This window comes from Planktosalinus lacus, assembly GCF_014640155.1.
GTDB classification, from domain to species: Bacteria; Bacteroidota; Bacteroidia; order Flavobacteriales; family Flavobacteriaceae; genus Planktosalinus; species Planktosalinus lacus.
The window spans coordinates 53,122-73,079 of record NZ_BMGK01000010.1 but is presented as its reverse complement, the minus strand read 5'-3'; the positions used below and the strand labels follow the sequence as shown (position 1 = coordinate 73,079).

Here is a 19,958-nt window from a genome sequence, read left to right as displayed (position 1 = left end):
TAGTTTGGAAAAAACCACCACATACCACAAACACTTTTTTGCTTTAAGCATACTGCTTATTGTAGTGTTTTTCGGCAATATTAGTTTGGGGTCTGTTTCCATCCCTTTGAAGGAAGTGGCTAAGGCACTCTTTTTTTTAGATACCGAAAAAGCCTCCTGGACTTTTATCATACAAGACTATCGCTTACCAAAAGCCCTTACCGCGATTATGGTGGGCGCCGGACTTTCCATTAGCGGACTTTTAATGCAAACCCTTTTCCGCAACCCGCTGGCGGGACCGTTTGTTCTGGGCGTAAGCAGCGGCGCCAGTCTGGGGGTAGCTTTACTAATTATGGGCGCTTCGGGGATTGGTGGTGCTTTTGGACTTTTGTTACTTAGCAAATGGTCACTGGTCATCGCTGCCGGATTGGGAAGTTTGCTGGTGATGCTGGCCGTTCTTGCAGTTACGGTGAGAGTAAAAGACACCATGGCGATTCTCATTATCGGGCTGATGTTTGGCAGTGTGACTGCTGCAGTGGTGGGGGTGCTCGCCTATTTCAGTCCGGCGGAACAATTGCAACAATATATTTTCTGGTCGTTTGGGAGCTTGGGTAACAACTCCTGGGAAGGCATGGTCGTGTTGGCTGTTTGTTTCTTTGTGGGATTGCTTTTATCCGTTGTAACCATAAAACCATTAAACGCATTACTCTTAGGAGAAAACTACGCGAAAAGCCAAGGTCTCAACATAGGGAAAAGTCGTTTGTTTATTTTGATTGCCACCTGTATCCTGGCCGGAGCCATCACTGCGTTTGCCGGGCCCATTGCTTTTATTGGTTTGGCCGTGCCGCATATCACCAGACAGTTTTTTACAACCGCCAATCACAAAATACTAATCCCCGCTGTGTTGTTAAGCGGTGCCATATTAATGCTCATTTGCGACAGCATTGCACAAGTACCGTTTACGGATTATACCTTGCCAATTAATGCGATTACTTCATTGGTGGGTGCTCCGGTGGTGATTTGGTTGTTGGTAAGGAAGCGGAAATTACTGTTTTAGTGGTCAGTGGTCATTAGCAGTGTTCAAAAAAAAATCTGCGAAAATCAGCGCAATCTGCTGCTTCGCCGCCTGAAGCTATGAAGCGCAAGGCGGGGCAAAAAATAATAAATGGAATATCTCCCGCAGATTTCGCAGATGTGCGCAGAATGAATTCATCTTTACGTAACTTTGTAGCATAACCATTTAATATGTCTAATCCCGAAAATTACACCCTTCAAACCGAAAAACTCTCCATAGGTTATTTCCATAAAACCGGGAACCACGTGGTGGCAAAAGACCTCAGCTTTTCGCTAAACAAAGGAGCACTGGTCGGGTTGGTGGGTAGTAACGGTATTGGCAAATCTACTTTGTTGCGAACGTTGTGTAAAGTGCAAGAACCCCTTTACGGAAAGGTCATTATCAATGAAAAACCGTTGGACACTTACAGCTTTGAATCCCTCGCAGAAACCCTCAGCGTCGTCCTTACCGAAGTACCGGCCTCTAAAAACATGACCGTGGGCGAACTCGTCGCTTTGGGACGCCAACCTTACACCAACTGGCTGGGCACCCTCACCGAAAGCGACAAAACACACATCATACAGGCCCTGCAAGCCACCGAAATGCTCCCTTACAAAGACCGCAAGTGTTATGAACTCAGTGACGGGCAGTTGCAACGCGCCCTCATAGCAAGGGCACTCGCCCAGGACACGCCCATTATCATTTTGGACGAACCCACCACCCACCTCGACATTTACCACCGGGCATCCATTTTAAAACTACTGAAAACCCTCAGTAAAAATAAAACCATCCTCTTCTCCACCCACGAGATTGATCTCGCCATCCAATTGTGCGACCAGATGATCGTCATGACCCCGGAAAAAACCTATTTTGGAGATCCCTGTGAATTAATAGAAGCGGGTTGCTTTTCTGCATTGTTCCCCAAAAACCTGATTGATTTTGATGGTGAGACGGGGAGTTTTAGGATAGTGAAGTAATTCAGTAGAACTATCTATTCATTTTTGATTAACTTTATATCATGGACAAACAACTAAAAAATAACATCGAAAATATAGATTGGTGGAACCACTTAAGTCCCTTAGAACAGGAAGGAATCCAAAAAGGACTTCTGGATATGGAAGATGGAAATACCATTTCCCATGAAGAAGTAATGAATCAACTAAAAAAGCGCGTGTGTCTTTGAAAGTAAAAGTTGGTTGACATTAGGAAAACTCATTATATTTTCAGAAATTTATTTTTTTAAACAATTCAAAAATGGATACCGTTGATAACATAAGAAGTGGATTAATTGATAAAATCCTTGCCATAAAAAACCGAGCCTTCCTACAGGCACTTGATCAACTTATTTCTTCCAGTGCTACCGATTCTCAAACAGTAACATTGTCAAACGAACAAAAACAACTGTTGCAAATGAGTGAAGAGGATATTAAAGATGGAAAGTTGATCTCGCAGGAAGCGATGGATAAAAGAAATCTTGAATGGTTAAACGCACTGTAGTTTGGACCAAAACGGCCGATTTACAATTTGTAGGCATTTTAGAATATTGGGTGAAAAGAAACAAATCGAACACCTATTCTAAAAAGCTCATCTCATTGGTTTCAAAAAGAACAAAACAAATTTGCCAAAAACCCCTTTTTATATAAACCTGCTGACTTTAATGATACAAGAGTAGCTTCGTTAGGTAATTTTAGCATCTTTTACAAAATTTCTGAAAAATTCATCACAATCACTGCTTTTTGGGATAACAGACAAGACCCCAAAGCACTTTTAAAGATTTTAGAACAGCACAAATAGAAATACAAAATAGTCTCTGAATATCGAAACCGTGCCTATTGTTTTGGCTTAGACTACAAAACGATTTTGATATCGAAGAAGAAAAAAGCGTCCAACAAGGAGGAGTCAACAACATTAAACTTAAATTATGGACACTCAATTAAACTTACCTGCATTGCACTATAAAGGAAACGAAAAAAAGAAAATGACCCTTCATTTGTTCCTGCAGATTATGGGGAAAATTCGTTTAAAAATGTCCCCCAGAAAAAATCACTGGTGGTATATTACCGAATATGTAGATACCCAAGGGCTTACCACAGGACCCATACCCTGCAATTCCGGTCTCGACACCTTTAGCATCACTTTAAATGTCATTAAGCACACATTGAAGGTTAGTACCAGTAAAGGGGAACATGACAGTTTTCCATTACACGAGGGCCTTACGGTGGCAGATTTTTACAAAAAATTGATAACCATTCTTCAGAAATTTAATATTACCGTTTCTATTGTGGATGTTCCCTTTGATTTGGGTATCGAAAAAGCGTTCGAAAAAATCACCGAATACCACCATTATGATAAAATATATACCAAAGACCTATGGCGAACCCTCCTTTGGGTAGATGGTATTTTAAAGGAATTCAGCGGTCGTTTTTATGGCAAAACCTGTCCCGTTCACCTGTATTGGCATTCGATGGATATAGCGGTCACCCGGTTTTCCGGGAAGGAAGCACCTCCCATGGGCGATGGTGCACGCCTGTCAGACAAAGATGCTTATTCCCATGAATGCATCAGTTTTGGTTTCTGGGCGGGTGATGAAAAAATGCCCGAACCCGCATTCTATTCGTATACCTATCCCTCTCCTGATGGGTTAGACCGGGAACCCCTACATCCTTCTTCAGCAACGTGGATTGACAACAACGGGAGTCCGATGGCGATTTTGAAATACAGTGATTTGTTAGCAGAAGAGCATCCCAGAGCGGCACTTCTTGACTTTATGGAATCTACCTATCAGGCAGGGGCCAAACGAGCTCGGTGGGATATTGAAAAACTAAAAGTCCCGGCATTGGATACCCTGTGAAAATAAATCTATTTATTTGAACCGGGTTGCATTAAGTAACTGTAATAATGGTATTAACGGCACTGAAAAACTAAACCGTGATAGCCTTCCCATAGCTGCCAATCTTTCTATACAGGAGGTAACCCGCAACATTCAATTTTATGCCCATTATAAAGAACGGCAGTTCACCACCCGGTTTACCTTTAACCGCCTGGACTGGAAAATAGCCTATAAAGGCACTTGGGCTGATAAGACCTTGGTGGACAAGGAGGTTGAATTAAATATTACCGTTGATGTGGATAGTACATTTTAAGTAATTGCCATTTTATTAAAGGCCAAAATTTATCCCTTACATCGCATTCCCATGCCTTTATCATGCCTTGACCATGCTATACATGTTGCCTTTTTGTTGCCTTTGCGTCGGGCAACCATTGCATTCGCGTCGCATTCGACCCCCTTGAACGTTACACTAACACAACATGAACATCGCATTAACTCAAGTTGAACATTGCATTAACTCAAGTTGAACGTTGCATTAAGACGTTTTTTTTACCCCCCTGAAACCGCACTTTTAGGATTGTGAAGCAAAGTACTTTTCCTTATTGCATCCTTTCTTGGCCGGTTCAAATGCACCCCGGCATAAATGAACCCATTTGACACCAAATGACCCTTTTTGACCCCTTTTGAGCAAAAAACGAGGGGTTTTCTCCCAGTTTTCTCCCAGTCTTGTCCTAGTGCGATTTTAGTTTTGTTCGGGATTCCTTCGGGATTTTATTTTAAAAAAGGTGCTTTTCAGGAACAAACCCCGAACAAAACTGGAACCAAGGGAACGGGTGACATTCTTTATGCTTTTTCTCGAATACAAAACAACTTGTGATATCCCATTACAATATAGCTTAAGCCTCCTGTCTCATTACCAAAGTGCTTACATCCTCATCTGATACCAAAAAGAACTATCCATGCTTATTCCTCTGAAAAACGCCCCTTAAATATTTCCAACTCCCCCTAAAATAAATATCTTTACAAAAACATCTCAAACATGGACAGTACCCTCACAATCCTCCTTCTCAGCATCCTCTTCCTCGCCATCGGTATCGCCCTGGGGGTTTTTATCAATAACCTCAAACAAAAAGCGGGCGTGTCTTCGCTGGAAGAGCGGCTGCGTTCCCAAGCTGAGAATGAGGACAAACTACTGGGGCGCATCAGTGAACTGGAGCAGGATCGTGAAGCCATCCGGTCTGAAAAAGACCAACTCGCTCTGGAACTCACCCGCCGCAATGCTGATTTTGACAACCTCAAACAACGCAATGACGAGCAAAAAGCCGAAGTGGAGAAGCTGCAGGAACGTTTTCAAAAGGAATTTGAAAACCTCGCCAATAAAATACTGGATGAAAAGTCCACCAAGTTTACCACCCAAAACAAAGAAAATATTGATGCCATTTTAAAACCGCTACAGGAAAAAATACAACATTTTGAAAAACGGGTGGAAGAAACCAATAAAGAAGACATCAACCGCACGGCAGATTTGCGTCAACAGATCATCGGGTTAAAAGAGCTCAACGAGCAGATGAGCAAGGAAACCACCAACCTCACTAAAGCCCTTAAAGGCGACACCAAAATGCAGGGCAACTGGGGCGAACTCGTCCTGGAACGTGTCCTGGAACGCAGCGGACTCAAAAAAGACAGTGAGTATTTTGTACAACAAAGCTTCACCACCGAAGAAGGTCGGCGCGTGATGCCCGATGTCATCATCCATTTACCGGGCGATAAAAAACTGGTAGTGGATTCCAAGGTTTCGCTGGTGGCGTATGAACGCTATATCAACGAGGTGGAAGACACTGAAAAACCCCAACATTTAAAAAACCACCTGCTGTCCATCAGAAAACGGGTGAGCGAACTGGGCGAAAAGAACTACCACCAGCTCTATGAAATGGAAAGCCCTGATTTTGTATTGCTGTTCATCCCCATCGAATCGGCTTTTGCAATTGCTTCTATGGAATATCCCGCTTTATATTCTGATGCCTTTGAAAAGAACATTATTATCGTGACCCCCACTACCCTGCTTGCGGTGTTAAAAACCATCGACAGTATGTGGCAGAATGAAAAGCAAAAAGAAAACGCCATCGAGATTGCCACGCAGGCGGGACGGTTGTATGACTCTTTTGTCACCCTCACCGATGAACTCATCAAAGTGGGGAACCAGATAGGCACCGTACAAAAGTCATATGAAAACGCCATGGTCAAACTCACCGGAAAAGGCAACCTCATCAAACGTGTGGAAAACCTTAAAAAACTGGGTGCCAAAGCCAGCAAGCAGCAAAATGAGAAGCTGTTGAAACGGGCTTCTGAGGATGAGGATGAAATGTTGTCATTGGATTAACCCTTGAAGGGTTTGGGTTTGAAACCCTTCAAGGGTTGACTCTTTAACTGTAAGCTATTTAATTTTTTTTCGACCCTGTTCATATAACTCACATACACTATGAAAGATTTCTCAGACTTAAAAGCACTTTATATCAACTGCACCTTAAAAAAGTCCCCCACCAAAAGCCATACCCGCACATTATTGGATGTTTCTGTCAATATTATGAAAGCTGAAGGTGTGGATGTAGAGGTTGTTCGTTTTGCAGATTATGATATCCCGGTAGGTGTTCAACCCGATATGACCCAAGAAGGTGAAGACAAAGACGACTGGCCTGATCTTTATAAAAAAGTGGAAGCCGCAGACATTTTGGTTATTGGGACCCCTATCTGGCTGGGCGAGCGATCCTCCATGGCGACCAAACTCATTGAGCGTTTGTATGCCATGAGTGGCTATCAAAACGATCAAGGCCAGTATGTATATTACGGCAAAGCGGGGGGTTGTTTGATTACTGGAAATGAAGACGGAGTAAAACACTGTGCTATGGGAATCCTTTATGCACTGCAACATTTGGGCTACAGCATCCCTCCGCAAGCAGATGCAGGTTGGATTGGAGAAGTAGGTCCCGGTCCCAGTTACGGGGACACCGAGTGGGATGGAGAGAAAATAGATCCGCCGGCCGGGTATGATTCAGATTTCACTAACAGGAATACCACGTTTATGACTTACAATTTACTGCACCTGGCTAAAATGCTGAAAGACCGGGGTGGTTATCCTGCCTATGGGAATTCGAGAAAAGAATGGGATGATGGTTCACGATGGAATTTTGAAAATCCGGAATACCGTTAGTAAAACCCTCGAAGGGTTTTGAACCCTTCGAGGGTTGAGACTTAAATTCGATTTTCCTTTATTTCCTCCACAATTTCCGGATTCAATAAGGTAGAGATATCCCCAAAGTTGGAGAAATCACCTTCTGCAATTTTTCGTAAGATGCGCCGCATTATCTTTCCGGAACGGGTTTTGGGCAAGCCGGGAACAAACTGGATTTTTTCCAGTTTAGCGATGGGTCCAATCTGGTCTGTGATTAACTCATTGATTTCTTTGCGCAGGTTGTTTGGGTCCCTTCCGGCGCCGGTTTCTTTTAAGATGACAAAACCGTACAATGCATTTCCTTTAATATCGTGCGGAAAGCCCACAATGGCGCTTTCAGCAACAGCGGGATGCTCGTTGATAGCATCTTCTATGGGTGCGGTGCCCAGGTTGTGGCCCGATACAATCACCACATCATCCATACGCCCTGTAATGCGGTAATAGCCCACCTCATCCCGCAATGCCCCGTCACCGGTGAAATATTTGCCGGGATAGGCTGTAAAATACGTTTCTTTAAAACGTTGATGATTGCCCCAGATAGTGCGCGCCATCCCGGGCCAGGGAAATTTCATACACAAACTACCCACCACCTGATTGTCTTCAATCTCATTGCGCAGCTCGTCCATCAACACCGGTTGTACCCCGGGCAATGGTAGCGAGGCGTAAGTAGGTTTTGTAGGTGTCACAAACGGTAGGGGCGAAATAAGAATTCCGCCGGTTTCGGTCTGCCACCAGGTATCTACCAGGGGGCATCTTTTTTTACCCACGTGGTCGTTATACCAGTGCCAGGCTTCTTCGTTAATAGGCTCGCCCACAGAGCCGATGACTTTCAAAGAAGACAAATCGTGATTTTCTACATAGTCCAGGTTTTCTTTGGCTAAAGCGCGAATTGCCGTAGGTGCCGTGTAAAATTGAGTGATTTTATGCTTTTCCACTATTTCCCAGAAACGACCAAAATCAGGATAAGAGGGTACGCCTTCAAACATCACGGTGGTCGCTCCGTTTAAGAGCGGGCCGTAAACAATATAGGAATGCCCGGTAATCCAACCAATGTCTGCAGTACACCAATAGACATCATTTTCTTCATAGCGAAACACATTTTTAAAGGTGTAGGCCGTATACACCATATAACCGGCCGTAGTGTGCAGCATCCCTTTGGGTTTTCCGGTGGAGCCTGAAGTGTAGAGGATAAACAATGGGTCTTCGGCTTTCATGATTTCGGCCACATGATTGCCTGAAGCCATGTCCAGCAAAGGTTGCAACCAATGATCACGTCCTTCTTTCATAGTAATTTCTGCATTTGTGCGTTTAACTACAAGTACGCTTTTTACATCGGGGCAGTTTTCCAAAGCATCATCCACGATGCCTTTGAGGTCGATGGTTTTGCTTCCGCGAAAGCCGCCGTCTGCTGTAATCACGATTTTACAGTCCGAATCGTTGATACGGGTTTCCAATGCTTTCGCTGAAAAGCCGGCAAACACTACTGAATGCACCGCACCTATGCGGGCACAGGCAAGCACCGAAACAGCCAACTCAGGAATCATGGGTAAGTAAATACACACCCTGTCCCCTTTTGTGATGCCTTGCTCCTGCAACACATTGGCCATTTTGGCAACGCGTTCATAGAGTTGTTTGTAAGTAATATGTTGTGCTTCCTCTTTAGGGTCGTTGGGTTCAAAAAGGATGGCCGTTTTATCACCGCGTTTGGCCAGGTGACGGTCGATGCAATTTTTGGTAATGTTGAGTTTGGCACCATCAAACCAGTTGAACTCGGCTTCCTGCATATCATACTCCAACACCTTGTCCCATTTGCGGTACCAGGTGAAGTTTTCATCGGCTATTTTGTCCCAGAATGCTTTGGGGTCTTTGACCGATTTTTTATAGGCTTTGAAGTAATGCTCGAGGTTTTTGATGCTGTAGTAACTCATAGAAAATAATTTTTTCGTCCTAAAGTTACTAATTATTAGTAATAACGCTGAACTGAAAACTGAAAGTATTTCATAAAAAAAGTCCGGCAACAGCCGAACTTTAGTAAAAAGATGCTTTTACTGAGGCCTTTATCTCATTCTCCTCTTCTTATTTTTTAATCAACTTAAATGTGGATTGTAAATTACCTGATTTTACAAGCGCAAGGTAGATTCCTTTACTTAAAAAAGACACATTTAAATGAGTATAAATTCCATCACTATCGCCCATGATTACTCTTTTTCCATTTAAATCATAAATTTCATAGGAATCAAAAGGATGTAAGGAAGTAATCGTTAGTTTGTCCTGTACCGGATTTGGATAGAAAGATAAATTCTTAGTGAATTTATCTTCAATGGAAAGGGATTCTTCTACTGTAATGGTACCAAACATTAAACCAGGATGAACATCACATTGATAATCATTAATTCCTTCCAGTAAAAAGGTATATGAAAATTGGGTTCCCTGACCGGCAATTATTCCACTGTCAAAAGTTTCTGTGCTTCCTGCAAGACTTGTAACACTATGTGAATTAGCATCAGCCCACGTCCATCGCATGGTATCTCCTGTTTCAATTGTAAAACTGGCATCGGGTCCATTTACTCCCAGTTCCCAATCTAAGTCAAACGTTGTTTGAGCAGAAATAAAGAACGAAGTTACACTGAAAATAATAAGTAAAATTGTTTTCATAAATATAAATTTAAAGGTTGGTATTATGTAAACTTAATAAATATTTTTATAAAACATAGTATTCCAGACTATTAGAGTTAAAGAACCTACCTTTTTTGATGGGCAAATTTGTCCCAAAACCCTTGGGGTTTGAGACATTTTTACGTTCCTTGAAATTATGCTAAAGGTTTTTGATGGTCTAATATCTCAATATTTAAAAAAATTGATTTAAAATAAGTAGCTATCATAAACTTATTTGGATAAAAAATCTAGAGAAACTAAAAAAGTTCGGCGAGTGCCGAACTTTTTTAGTTTTTATATAGAATTTGAATCTACTTACTCAAATACATCTTTCTTCTGCTATACAACTCATAAAAGGCATCGTCCTTCAAATCATCAATAAAGAGAATGCTTTCGCCCGTACTTTTCATTTCGGGTCCCAGTTGTTTGTTGACATTGGGGAATTTATTGAATGAAAACACCGGTTGCTTGATGGCAAATCCGTTCAGTTGCGGATTGAAATCAAAGTCGGTTACTTTCTTTTCGCCCAGCATGACTTTGGTGGCATAATTGACATACGGTTCGCCGTAAGCCTTTGCAATAAAAGGCACCGTTCGCGATGCACGCGGATTGGCTTCAATAATGTAAACGATATCGTCTTTAATAGCAAACTGCACATTGATCAATCCCACTGTGTTCAGAGATAAAGCGATCTTCTTAGTATGGTCTTTTATTTGCTGCATCACAAATTCACCCAGATTAAACGGTGGCAAGGTTGCATTGGAGTCACCGGAGTGGATTCCGCAGGGTTCAATATGTTCCATAATCCCGATGATGTATACATTCTCACCATCACAAATGGCATCGGCTTCAGCTTCTATTGCGCCGTCAAGATAATGGTCTAAAAGAAGTTTGTTGTTGGGGATTTTACGAAGCAAATCCACCACGTGTTCTTCCAGTTCCTGCTTGTTGATGACAATCTTCATTCCTTGTCCGCCCAAGACATAGGAGGGTCTCACAAGTATCGGAAAGTCAAGTTCATCTGCTATGGCAAGCGCTTCTTCAGCGGTTTCAGCCACTCCAAACTCGGGGTAAGGAATATTGTTTTCTTTCAGCAAAGTAGAGAAACTTCCCCTATCTTCAGCTAAATCCAGTGATTCAAAGGTGGTGCCAATGATTTTAATTCCGTAACGGTCGAGTTTTTCTGCTAGTTTAAGCGCAGTTTGTCCACCTAACTGAACGATGACGCCTTCCGGCTTTTCGTGACGAATGATATCATAAATATGCTCCCAGAATACTGGCTCAAAATAGAGTTTGTCTGAAATATCAAAGTCGGTTGAAACCGTTTCTGGGTTACAATTAATCATAATGGTTTCATAACCGCATTCAGAAGCGGCGAGTACACCATGGACACAGCAATAATCAAACTCAATACCCTGCCCAATGCGGTTGGGGCCTGAGCCCAAGACGATGATTTTTTTCTTATCGGAAACCTCACTGTCATTGGCCGAATATTTTTCCCCGGAAGGGAGTTCCACTTCATTTTCAAAAGTGGAGTAATAGTAAGGAGTTTCAGCTTTAAATTCAGCAGCACAGGTGTCCACCAGTTTGTAAACGCGCTTGATGTTCATTTCCTCACGCTTTTTGTACACTTCACTTTCGAGGCAATCCAGCATATGGGCAATCTGACGGTCACCATACCCTTTTTGCTTGGCTTCCAGGATCAATTCACGCGGTACGGTATCAATCTCATATTTTGAGATTTCTTTTTCAAGATGGTAGAGCTCTTCATACTGCTTGAGGAACCACATATCGATTTTGGTAATCTCGTGAATGCGGCTCAACGGGATGCCCATTTGGATGGCGTCATAAATCACAAACACACGGTCCCAACTGGCGTAGGTGAGTTTTTCGATGATTTGGTCATAATCTGTATACCCTTTTCCATCGGCACCCAATCCATTGCGTTTGATCTCAAGGGATTGTGTGGCTTTATGAAGCGCTTCCTGAAACGAACGGCCAATACCCATCACCTCTCCTACTGACTTCATCTGGAGGCCCAATGTTCTGTCGCTGCCTTCAAATTTATCAAAGTTCCAGCGTGGTATTTTTACAATCACATAATCCAAAGTAGGCTCAAAAAGTGCCGAAGTGGATTTGGTTATTTGGTTGCTTAATTCGTTTAAGTTATAACCAATCGCAAGTTTGGCTGCGATCTTTGCGATGGGATATCCGGTGGCTTTGGATGCCAAAGCAGAAGAACGCGACACACGCGGATTGATTTCCACGGCGATGATTTCTTCCTTTTCATCTGGACTTACGGCAAACTGCACGTTACATCCACCGGCAAAATCACCGATGCTACGCATCATTTTGATGGCCATATCCCGCATCCGTTGGTAGGTGCGATCAGATAACGTCATTGCGGGCGCTACTGTTATTGAGTCTCCTGTGTGAATCCCCATCGGGTCCATATTTTCGATGGAACAAATAATGACGACATTGTCATTTTTATCCCGTAATAGCTCCAGTTCATATTCCTTCCAGCCAATCAGTGCCTTATCAATCATTACCTCGTGGATGGGTGATATTTCGAGGCCGTGTTCCAGGAGTCTGTCAAAATCTTCTGCCTTGTAAACTATGGAGGCACCCGCACCGCCCAGGGTGTAAGAAGCCCTGATAACCAAAGGAAAGCCAAATTGCTGGGCGATTTCTTTTCCTTTTAAGAAAGAGGTTGCCGTTGCCTGTGGCGCCATTCCCACACCTATTTTTTCCATCAGGTTACGGAACTGTTCCCTGTCTTCAGTAATGTTGATGGCATTGATATCCACACCAATGATCTTTACACCAAAGTCCTGCCATATTCCTTTTTCATCTGCTTCAATACAAAGGTTTAGAGCTGTTTGACCACCCATTGTAGGAAGTACAGCATCTATCTGTGGATGCTCTTTGAGAATTTTTATTAATGATTTGGTTGTTAGAGGTAATAAGTAAATGTGATCTGCCATAGCAGGATCAGTCATAATGGTAGCAGGGTTGGAGTTGATCAAAATGGTTTCGATCCCATCTTCTCTTAATGAACGTAATGCTTGACTTCCTGAATAGTCAAATTCACATGCTTGCCCAATCACGATGGGCCCTGAACCAATAATTAAAATGGACTTAAGGTCTTTATTCTTTGGCATTTAAAAAAAACTTTAGTGGAACGTAATGTGAAGGTATAAAAAAAGGTGTTACTTAAAAAAGTAACACCTTGTATTTTAAATAATGAATGCATTATTTTTTGTGTCGTGGCTCAGAAGATACAGACAATTTTTTTCTGCCTTTAGCTCTACGGGCTGCAAGCACTTTTCTACCGTTTACAGAAGCCATACGCTCTCTAAAACCGTGTTTGTTTCTTCTTTTTCTTTTCGATGGCTGAAATGTTCTTTTGCTCATGATTGTAAATCTTTATCTTCTGTAAAAATTGTTCTTTTAATTTTATTTTCTGAGAATTACTCTAAAAATCAATCCTCTCAATACTGGCGGGCTTGCCCGCCGAAGCGCCTATAGCTATCGGTGCGTAGGCGGGTGCAAATATACAAACCTTTTTGGGTTTGACAAATGGATTTATTAAATAATTTTTAATTGTTTTTATTACCTTTGACCATTCAAAATAAAAGCCCATTATGTTTCATAAAAATATCAAATTAGTACTTACAGCACTTATCATTGGCCTGGGAATTTGGCAATTTACCGAAGGCAATATCGGCAATGGCATTATGTATATATTACTTTCTTCTGTTTTTGTTTTTCTGTATTTTAAAAATGAATTGATTTTACTGGCATTTTTGCGTTTACGTAAACAAGATTTTCCGGGTGCAAAAAAATGGCTGGACAGAATCAAAAATCCTGAAGCCGCCTTGGTGAGAAAACAACAAGGATACTATAATTATTTACACGGATTAATGGTTTCTCAAACCAATATGAATCAGGCAGAAAAATATTTTAAAAAAGCGATACAACTGGGCCTCTCTATGAATGCCGATTTGGCAATGGCCAAATTAAACCTCGCGGGAATTGCCATGACCAAACGTAGAAAACGGGAAGCTCAAATGCTTCTTACTGAAGCAAAAAAACTGGACAAACACAACATGCTTACTGATCAAATCAAAATGATGAAACAGCAAATGAAAAAGATTTAACTCAGGGTATTTACAAAAGAATATAAATTACAAGTGATAAAACAAGAGTTGAAACTTTATTTCCAGAATAAAAGTCTCAATGCAACCACAATTAACAACACAGCGAATATCTTTTTTAAGAGAACCTGATCAATTGATACCGCAAATTTAGACCCAAAATAAGCTCCGACAACAAAGGTCACAGCTATAACTCCTGCATATTTCCAGTTTACATGCCCGGCTTGATAGTAATTGTAAGCGGCTATCAATGTTACAGGAACTGCCAGAACTGCAAGACTGGTTCCTTGTGCTTCGTGTTGGGTAAAACCAAGGGCAAACACCATTAAAGGAATCATTACAATTCCTCCTCCCACACCCATCAGTCCACTAAACAGTCCGGCAAGTAAGCCAATAATAATTAAAATTATAATTAAAGAGACCATTTTCATTATTGGTTAATAGATTAGTTTTTTTCAATAATATAATATCCGTCTTGAGGAATCTCAATTTCATATAGCTTTCTAGAGCGGTTATTGAGTTTTGGTTCTCTCAACCACGGGTTGTGTATTTTTAATACTTTGTAATTAATTTCATGAAAATTGGCAAAAGCTGCTAAATCTGCCACTGCTGTATCTACTTCAACTTTATAAGAAGGCACCAGGTTGTACAGATCGCTTTCGCGAAAATTAAATCCATATTTCTTAGGGTCACTCAAAATTTCTTTAATCGCTAAAATCCGAAACATATACCTTCCTGTTTCTTCACCTAAAAGTAAATTGTAATAATCCTCTACCTGTTGACCATCAAGTCGTCTGTTTATTCCGGAATTACCTGCATTATAGGCTGCTGCAGCCAACGTCCAGCTTCCAAATCGTTCTTTGGAGTTGAGCAAATACATACAGGCCGCTTCTGTTGCTTTTTCAAGATGATAGCGTTCATCTACATTGTCATTCACTTCAAGACCATATTCCCGTGCAGTGGCCGGCATAATCTGCCAGATTCCCCTTGCACCGGCTGGCGAAACTACATTTTGCAAACCGCTTTCAATCACGGCCAGATATTTAAAATCATCTGGCACCCCATGCTTTGCTAAAATGGGTTCAATCACCGGGAAATACTTGTGTGCACGTTTTATCAACAGCAAACCATTTGACTGCCAGTAAGTGTTTACCAACAACTCCCTGTCCATACGTTCTCTCACATCAGGATCTGCTAATGGAACCGCTTCTCCTGCAAAATCCAAATTCTCAGGCATTGGCAAAGCATACACATTATAATCATTAAGACGTTTGGTGTCAAACCGCTCTTGGGTGGGTGGATCTTTTTCAGCAAAAATAAACAGGCCGCTCAAAATAATTAAACAACTTGCTATTAGAATTTTTATAGGAGTTTTCATCTATTATTTTTTATTGTAATATACATAAATATTCAGAATTAAGAAGCATTCACCGAATAGGTTTCATCGAGAATCAATTGAGGCAAATGTTTGTTAAACCACCTGAATTTGTTTAAAATCATAATGTGTGTGCCTCCTTTAATTATGATGCAATTCTTAATTTTATCAATGGGAAAAATCAAATCCTTATCACCATGAATATGAACCACAGATTCGTCTACCTCAGTTCTGTCCCAGCACACCATTTTTTCTATCGCCCAATCGAGGTATTTTTCATTGCGAACCGATAAATATTCCTGATAAATCTCTAATCGTCTTTTGGTCTTCGGACCAATAGCAAACTTTGTCAAATCATCTGAACCTAAAACCAGTTTAGTGGGAACCAATTTGTAAGCCATTGTTTTTCGCGCTATTCGTAAGCGGGTGGGCAATTCATACTTCGACTTAACACTCGAAATGATAATTAGTTTCCTGAGGTTTAAAAATGCTTTCATTTCCTGTACCATCACCCCACCAAATGAGACCCCTATTAAAACGGCATGGTCTTCTTTGACATCTGCTGCCATTCTGCGGGCATAGTCTTCAATGGATTCTTTAACTTCAGGAATCTTCCATTCAAGGATCTGAACCCGAAAACGATCTGGAGGAAGTTCTATATGTTTAAAGATTTCTCTTCCGGCTGCAAGACCAGGCACAAAGTAAACAGGTATAATTTCCTGACTCATTTTTATTTAACAAGAGATTTAAGAAAGAATCAAACTTTTATTCGTAAATTTGTAATGCAAAATTAAGGATTATATCCTCAGTTTACGAAATTCTTTAAAACAATAAATAATTCCCCGACAGAAAATGAAACTGTTTTTCTGTTTATTTATGAGTTTTCAACATCCAGCCTACTTTTTTTAACGAAGTGATGTTTTAATATCTGAATATAACCCATTAATGTATCATGACTAGCGAAGTAGAAATTAAAGACAATGATTTTTTAAGACAATTTGAATGCTTTCACAATGACCAGATGGCCAGGATAGAATACAGCCTTCAGGATCGCAAAATTTTTCTAACAAAATTTGACATGCCCCAGGAAATGGTTGATGAAGGCTTTACAGAGCCTTTTATGGAAGCGGTTTTTGATGAAGTTAAAAGCCGAAATATCAGTTTGGTGCCCACTTGTGTCGAAGTAAAGTCTTTCCTTAGAAAACACAGAAGGAAATATAAGGGTTTACTGCCTGTTGGGATTAATATCTAACAATAGTATTTTAAATAATGCTTTATATTTAAAGCGTACCGATCTGGGTAGGCTTTGTTGATTTCTTACAACAAAATTTCATCTTTCACAAACTCAAAACGAACCAACCCATCGGCGTCAATTTCTTTGAGCCTAACGTGTTGCAAAGTGTTAACCAGTCCCGGATCCCAAGGCAATTTTACCTTGACATAATTTTCTGTAAAACCGTGAATATACCCTTCTTTGTTTTCACCTTCAAACAATACTGTGCGCGTTGAACCCAACTGGGATTCATAAAACGCACGTCTCTTTTTAACAGACAACCCTCTTAGCATTTTACTGCGCTTTGCTCGCACTTTTTGAGGAACTACTTCCTCCATAGCGGCGGCATCGGTATTGTCTCTTTCTGAGTATGTAAACACGTGTAAATAAGAAATATCCAATTCATTTAAAAAATGATAGGTTTCCAGAAAATGTTCATCGGTCTCGCCGGGAAAGCCTACAATTACATCCACACCAATACAAGCGTGTGGCAATACTTCTCTGATTCTTGCTACTCGATCTATATAAAGCTCTTTCAAATAGCGCCGTTTCATCTTTTTCAGAATTGCATTGCTACCTGACTGAAGCGGTATATGAAAATGGGGCACAAAGGTATCTGATTGTGCAACAAAATCGATGGTTTCATTTTTTAGTAAATTGGGCTCAATAGATGAAATACGTAAGCGTTCGATACCCTCTACAGCGTCTAAAGCCTTAACCAAATCTAAAAAAGTGTGCTCATGGCGCTTATTACCAAATTCACCTTTACCGTAATCTCCAATATTCACGCCTGTGAGTACAATTTCCTTTATTCCCTGGTCTGAAATTTCTTTGGCGTTTTGCAATACATTTTCCAACGTGTCACTGCGGGAAATCCCTCTTGCCAACGGTATTGTACAATATGTACACTTATAATCACAACCGTCCTGCACTTTTAAGAAGGCCCTGGTCCTGTCACCTATAGAGTAAGCACCCACATAAAAATCGGTTGCTTCAATTTCGCAACTATGCACTTCACCAAAATCGTTTTTGGATAAATCGTTGAGATAATCTGTGATTTTAAACTTCTCTTTAGCTCCTAAAACCAAATCCACACCATCAACTGCAGCAAGTTCTTCCGGTTTGAGCTGGGCATAGCAACCCACCGCTGCAACAAAGGCATCGGGATTGACCTTCTGTGCTTTTTTTACGATGGTCTTAAAACGTTTATCAGCATTTTCAGTAACTGAGCAGGTGTTGATGACATAAATATCAGCCATATCTTCAAACTCAACCCTGTCAAAACCTTCCTCAGTAAAACCCCTTGCAATGGTGGAAGTTTCTGAAAAATTAAGTTTGCAGCCTAAAGTATAAAAAGCTACTTTTTTTCTAACGTTCATTCTTGTATTTTTGGAAAATTGCCGGGCGGCAAAATTACGGATTTTTTTAGAGATACAATAACAGACAACAGACTTAAGAAGACAGGCTTATGAAAATCAATTGCACTATTTTATCATTTTGGCTTTTTATAAGTTTTTGTTTATTGAATGTTGCTTGCAAAGATGCTGACAAAAAGAACAATGATCACCTTGTCTTTCGTTACAATGAACATCAAAACATTGCTTCATTAGATCCTGCTTTTGCCCGAAATGCCTCAACCATTTGGGCAACCAATCAACTTTTTAATGGTTTGGTTCAACTCGATGACAATCTGAACATTCAGCCCGATATTGCAAAGCACTGGGAAATAAACGATTCTACACTCACTTATACTTTTTACCTGAGAGATGATGTGTGGTTTCATAAACACCGGCTGTTGGGAAAAGATTCAACACGAAAAGTAATTGCAGATGACTTTGTCTATAGCCTTGACCGATTGAAAGACCCCACGGTGGCTTCACCCGGAAGCTGGGTGTTACAAAATGTTGAAAGCTATGACGCAATAAATGATACCATACTGAAAATTAAGTTAAAACAAGCCTTCCCTCCCTTCATGGGCTTGCTGGCAATGCGTTACTGTTCTGTGGTCCCAAAAGAAGTGGTAGAACATTATGGAAATAACTTTCGGTCCAATCCCATAGGAACCGGACCGTTTTACTTCAAACTCTGGGAAGAAAATATCAAGTTGGTCTTCAGAAAAAACAAGCGCTATTTTGAAAAAGATAAAAACGGGAAAAACCTCCCTTATCTGGAAGCAGTGGCAATTACTTTTTTACCCGACAAGCAAAGCGAATTTTTACAATTTGCACAGGGAAAACTGGATTTTATCTCCGGCCTGGATGCTTCATACAAAGATGAACTGCTTTCTTCAAATGGAAAACTGAAGCCCAATTATGAAAATGATGTTTTTATGATTAAAGGACCGTACCTCAACACCGAATTTATTGCCCTTCAAAATAAATCAGAAAAAAACAAAGCACTGCAATCACCAATTTTCAGAAAGGCTATCAACTATAGTTTTGACCGAAACGTAATCATCACTTACCTCAGAAATGGAATTGGCACTACCGGCACAAGCGGAATCATTCCCAAAGGACTGCCGGGATATGAAAACATTGATGGCTACAACTACAATCCTGAAAAAGCCCTACAATTACTTGAACAATACAAACTAGAAACCGGCGACCAAAATCCAAGCCTGGTGTTGACAACAGACAGCAATTATCAGGATATTTTTGAATACCTGCAACGCGAGTTTGAAAAAATTGGGATACAAACCACCATTGATGTCATGCCTTCATCAGCGATTAGACAGGCACGTGCTGATGGATCACTGGATGCCTTTCGCTCAAGCTGGATTGCCGATTATCCCGATGCTGAAAGTTATTTATCGCTTTTTTACAGTCCCAATCACACACCCAATGGACCCAATTATACTTTTTATGAGAATAAAACCTATGATAGTTTATATGAACATTCCAACAAACTGGTAGACATCACCCAACGCAAAATCATTTATAAAAAAATGGATTCGCTAATGATAGATGAAGCTCCCATAGTGCCGCTTTTTTATGATGAAGCTGTGCGCTTTGTAAGAAAAAATGTATCCGGGTTAGGAATTAATCCTCAAAATTTTCTGGTGTTAAAGTATGTGAAGAAAGAAAAATATTAATTGATTAGGACTTCAGAATCCAAGTAGTAATGCCCTTGTTTTTTATAATGCCCTTTTAATAAACAAATAGTAAATATTTGCCCCAACAATAAACGCATTGGTAATGATGATGGGCCAGGAAGTCTGTAGCATAAATCCATAGACGATAAATGCAATACAACCCAGTGAATTAATAAGCCGAAGTGTCTTGATATTGCGCATCAAAAAAGAGATGATCAACAACAAAGAAGCCAAATAACCAATGAGTTCGGTGTTTGAAAAAAAATCGTTTTCCATAATAAAACAAAAAAAACACCTTTGATGCTTTGATAC

The 19,958-nt window shown here is 40.7% G+C and carries 20 protein-coding genes; 11 read left to right on the top strand and 9 right to left on the bottom strand.

The genetic code is table 11. The features are described from left to right. The first annotated feature begins 4 nt into the window (after positions 1-4). The 8 genes from IEV69_RS11935 (at position 5) to IEV69_RS11900 (ending at position 7,071) form a co-directional block, all read left to right on the top strand. Complete coding sequence (locus tag IEV69_RS11935; RefSeq protein WP_188442756.1) at positions 5-1,036, top strand: FecCD family ABC transporter permease; 1,032 nt, start codon at positions 5-7, stop codon at positions 1,034-1,036. A 188-nt stretch (positions 1,037-1,224) separates the two neighbouring features. Beyond that, on the top strand, positions 1,225-2,010 hold the full coding sequence (locus IEV69_RS11930; RefSeq protein WP_188442754.1) for an ABC transporter ATP-binding protein: 786 nt from the start codon (positions 1,225-1,227) through the stop codon (positions 2,008-2,010). Between the two features lie 41 nt (positions 2,011-2,051). Further along, positions 2,052-2,216: a hypothetical protein gene (locus IEV69_RS11925; protein WP_188442753.1), complete on the top strand. Its 165-nt coding sequence runs from the start codon at positions 2,052-2,054 to the stop codon at positions 2,214-2,216. Between the two features lie 71 nt (positions 2,217-2,287). Then, entirely contained in the window at positions 2,288-2,530 is a 243-nt protein-coding gene (locus tag IEV69_RS11920; RefSeq protein WP_188442752.1) for a hypothetical protein, read from the top strand. A 424-nt stretch (positions 2,531-2,954) separates the two neighbouring features. Beyond that, the gene (locus IEV69_RS11915) at positions 2,955-3,884 is read left to right on the top strand and encodes a DUF5996 family protein (protein ID WP_188442751.1); all 930 of its coding nucleotides are present in this window, start codon (positions 2,955-2,957) and stop codon (positions 3,882-3,884) included. Positions 3,885-3,900: 16 nt separating this feature from the next. Beyond that, positions 3,901-4,176 carry a YceI family protein gene (locus IEV69_RS11910; RefSeq protein WP_188442750.1) on the top strand — a complete coding sequence of 92 codons (276 nt, stop codon included), beginning with the start codon at positions 3,901-3,903 and terminating at the stop codon, positions 4,174-4,176. Positions 4,177-4,902: 726 nt separating this feature from the next. Beyond that, the gene (locus IEV69_RS11905; RefSeq protein WP_188442749.1) at positions 4,903-6,243 is read left to right on the top strand and encodes a DNA recombination protein RmuC; all 1,341 of its coding nucleotides are present in this window, start codon (positions 4,903-4,905) and stop codon (positions 6,241-6,243) included. A 99-nt stretch (positions 6,244-6,342) separates the two neighbouring features. Beyond that, positions 6,343-7,071, top strand: coding sequence for a flavodoxin family protein (locus IEV69_RS11900; RefSeq protein WP_188442747.1), 729 nt, complete (start codon positions 6,343-6,345; stop codon positions 7,069-7,071). A 41-nt stretch (positions 7,072-7,112) separates the two neighbouring features. On the opposite strand, the gene acs is transcribed toward IEV69_RS11900, so the two are convergent. The 4 genes from acs to rpmH all read right to left on the bottom strand — a co-directional run bounded on the left by acs (position 7,113) and on the right by rpmH (position 13,164). Continuing rightward, positions 7,113-9,020: an acetate--CoA ligase gene (acs, locus tag IEV69_RS11895; protein WP_188442745.1), complete on the bottom strand. Its 1,908-nt coding sequence runs from the start codon at positions 9,018-9,020 to the stop codon at positions 7,113-7,115. A 148-nt stretch (positions 9,021-9,168) separates the two neighbouring features. Beyond that, a complete protein-coding gene (locus IEV69_RS11890; RefSeq protein ID WP_188442743.1) occupies positions 9,169-9,747 on the bottom strand; it encodes a T9SS type A sorting domain-containing protein in 579 nt (192 codons plus the stop codon). A 311-nt stretch (positions 9,748-10,058) separates the two neighbouring features. Next, positions 10,059-12,911 (bottom strand): carbamoyl-phosphate synthase large subunit, encoded by a 2,853-nt coding sequence (gene carB / locus IEV69_RS11885; RefSeq protein WP_188442741.1) that lies wholly within the window; start codon positions 12,909-12,911, stop codon positions 10,059-10,061. A 91-nt stretch (positions 12,912-13,002) separates the two neighbouring features. Beyond that, entirely contained in the window at positions 13,003-13,164 is a 162-nt protein-coding gene (gene rpmH, locus IEV69_RS11880; RefSeq protein ID WP_188442739.1) for a 50S ribosomal protein L34, read from the bottom strand. 230 nt (positions 13,165-13,394) lie between these two features. Here rpmH and IEV69_RS11875 point away from each other — a divergent pair, with 230 nt between their 5' ends. Beyond that, a complete protein-coding gene (locus tag IEV69_RS11875; RefSeq protein ID WP_188442737.1) occupies positions 13,395-13,910 on the top strand; it encodes a DUF2892 domain-containing protein in 516 nt (171 codons plus the stop codon). 56 nt (positions 13,911-13,966) lie between these two features. Here the strand turns inward: IEV69_RS11875 and IEV69_RS11870 are convergent, their stop codons facing one another. From IEV69_RS11870 to IEV69_RS11860, 3 genes are read right to left on the bottom strand one after another with little or no spacing between them, the layout of a single operon-like run. After that, positions 13,967-14,338, bottom strand: coding sequence for a sulfite exporter TauE/SafE family protein (locus tag IEV69_RS11870; RefSeq protein WP_188442736.1), 372 nt, complete (start codon positions 14,336-14,338; stop codon positions 13,967-13,969). A gap of 14 nt (positions 14,339-14,352) precedes the next feature. Continuing rightward, the gene (locus IEV69_RS11865; RefSeq protein ID WP_188442734.1) at positions 14,353-15,285 is read right to left on the bottom strand and encodes a lytic transglycosylase domain-containing protein; all 933 of its coding nucleotides are present in this window, start codon (positions 15,283-15,285) and stop codon (positions 14,353-14,355) included. Positions 15,286-15,323: 38 nt separating this feature from the next. Continuing rightward, positions 15,324-16,010 carry an alpha/beta fold hydrolase gene (locus tag IEV69_RS11860; RefSeq protein ID WP_188442732.1) on the bottom strand — a complete coding sequence of 229 codons (687 nt, stop codon included), beginning with the start codon at positions 16,008-16,010 and terminating at the stop codon, positions 15,324-15,326. A 224-nt stretch (positions 16,011-16,234) separates the two neighbouring features. On the opposite strand from IEV69_RS11860, the gene IEV69_RS11855 reads away from it, so the two are divergent. Continuing rightward, the gene (locus IEV69_RS11855; protein WP_188442730.1) at positions 16,235-16,534 is read left to right on the top strand and encodes a GNAT family N-acetyltransferase; all 300 of its coding nucleotides are present in this window, start codon (positions 16,235-16,237) and stop codon (positions 16,532-16,534) included. 65 nt (positions 16,535-16,599) lie between these two features. Here IEV69_RS11855 and mtaB read toward each other — a convergent pair whose 3' ends face one another. Further along, positions 16,600-17,934 carry a tRNA (N(6)-L-threonylcarbamoyladenosine(37)-C(2))-methylthiotransferase MtaB gene (gene mtaB / locus IEV69_RS11850; RefSeq protein ID WP_188442728.1) on the bottom strand — a complete coding sequence of 445 codons (1,335 nt, stop codon included), beginning with the start codon at positions 17,932-17,934 and terminating at the stop codon, positions 16,600-16,602. A gap of 89 nt (positions 17,935-18,023) precedes the next feature. On the opposite strand from mtaB, the gene IEV69_RS11845 reads away from it, so the two are divergent. Beyond that, entirely contained in the window at positions 18,024-19,646 is a 1,623-nt protein-coding gene (locus IEV69_RS11845) for an ABC transporter substrate-binding protein (protein ID WP_188442726.1), read from the top strand. A 42-nt stretch (positions 19,647-19,688) separates the two neighbouring features. Here the strand turns inward: IEV69_RS11845 and IEV69_RS11840 are convergent, their stop codons facing one another. Next, positions 19,689-19,922 carry a uroporphyrinogen decarboxylase gene (locus IEV69_RS11840; protein ID WP_188442724.1) on the bottom strand — a complete coding sequence of 78 codons (234 nt, stop codon included), beginning with the start codon at positions 19,920-19,922 and terminating at the stop codon, positions 19,689-19,691. Positions 19,923-19,958: the final 36 nt, after the last annotated feature.

Bases quoted from the DNA above. Each gene is read 5' to 3' on its own strand.
- IEV69_RS11905 (WP_188442749.1), top strand. From the start codon at position 4,903: ATGGACAGTACCCTCACAATCCTCCTTCTCAGCATCCTCTTCCTCGCC.
- acs (WP_188442745.1), bottom strand. From the start codon at position 9,020: ATGAGTTACTACAGCATCAAAAACCTCGAGCATTACTTCAAAGCCTAT.
- mtaB (WP_188442728.1), bottom strand. From the start codon at position 17,934: ATGAACGTTAGAAAAAAAGTAGCTTTTTATACTTTAGGCTGCAAACTT.
- IEV69_RS11875 (WP_188442737.1), top strand. From the start codon at position 13,395: ATGTTTCATAAAAATATCAAATTAGTACTTACAGCACTTATCATTGGC.
- IEV69_RS11900 (WP_188442747.1), top strand. From the start codon at position 6,343: ATGAAAGATTTCTCAGACTTAAAAGCACTTTATATCAACTGCACCTTA.
- IEV69_RS11860 (WP_188442732.1), bottom strand. From the start codon at position 16,010: ATGAGTCAGGAAATTATACCTGTTTACTTTGTGCCTGGTCTTGCAGCC.
- IEV69_RS11930 (WP_188442754.1), top strand. From the start codon at position 1,225: ATGTCTAATCCCGAAAATTACACCCTTCAAACCGAAAAACTCTCCATA.
- IEV69_RS11870 (WP_188442736.1), bottom strand. From the start codon at position 14,338: ATGAAAATGGTCTCTTTAATTATAATTTTAATTATTATTGGCTTACTT.
- IEV69_RS11840 (WP_188442724.1), bottom strand. From the start codon at position 19,922: ATGGAAAACGATTTTTTTTCAAACACCGAACTCATTGGTTATTTGGCT.
- IEV69_RS11845 (WP_188442726.1), top strand. From the start codon at position 18,024: ATGAAAATCAATTGCACTATTTTATCATTTTGGCTTTTTATAAGTTTT.
- carB (WP_188442741.1), bottom strand. From the start codon at position 12,911: ATGCCAAAGAATAAAGACCTTAAGTCCATTTTAATTATTGGTTCAGGG.
- IEV69_RS11915 (WP_188442751.1), top strand. From the start codon at position 2,955: ATGGACACTCAATTAAACTTACCTGCATTGCACTATAAAGGAAACGAA.
- IEV69_RS11865 (WP_188442734.1), bottom strand. From the start codon at position 15,285: ATGAAAACTCCTATAAAAATTCTAATAGCAAGTTGTTTAATTATTTTG.
- IEV69_RS11920 (WP_188442752.1), top strand. From the start codon at position 2,288: ATGGATACCGTTGATAACATAAGAAGTGGATTAATTGATAAAATCCTT.
- IEV69_RS11890 (WP_188442743.1), bottom strand. From the start codon at position 9,747: ATGAAAACAATTTTACTTATTATTTTCAGTGTAACTTCGTTCTTTATT.
- rpmH (WP_188442739.1), bottom strand. From the start codon at position 13,164: ATGAGCAAAAGAACATTTCAGCCATCGAAAAGAAAAAGAAGAAACAAA.
- IEV69_RS11855 (WP_188442730.1), top strand. From the start codon at position 16,235: ATGACTAGCGAAGTAGAAATTAAAGACAATGATTTTTTAAGACAATTT.
- IEV69_RS11925 (WP_188442753.1), top strand. From the start codon at position 2,052: ATGGACAAACAACTAAAAAATAACATCGAAAATATAGATTGGTGGAAC.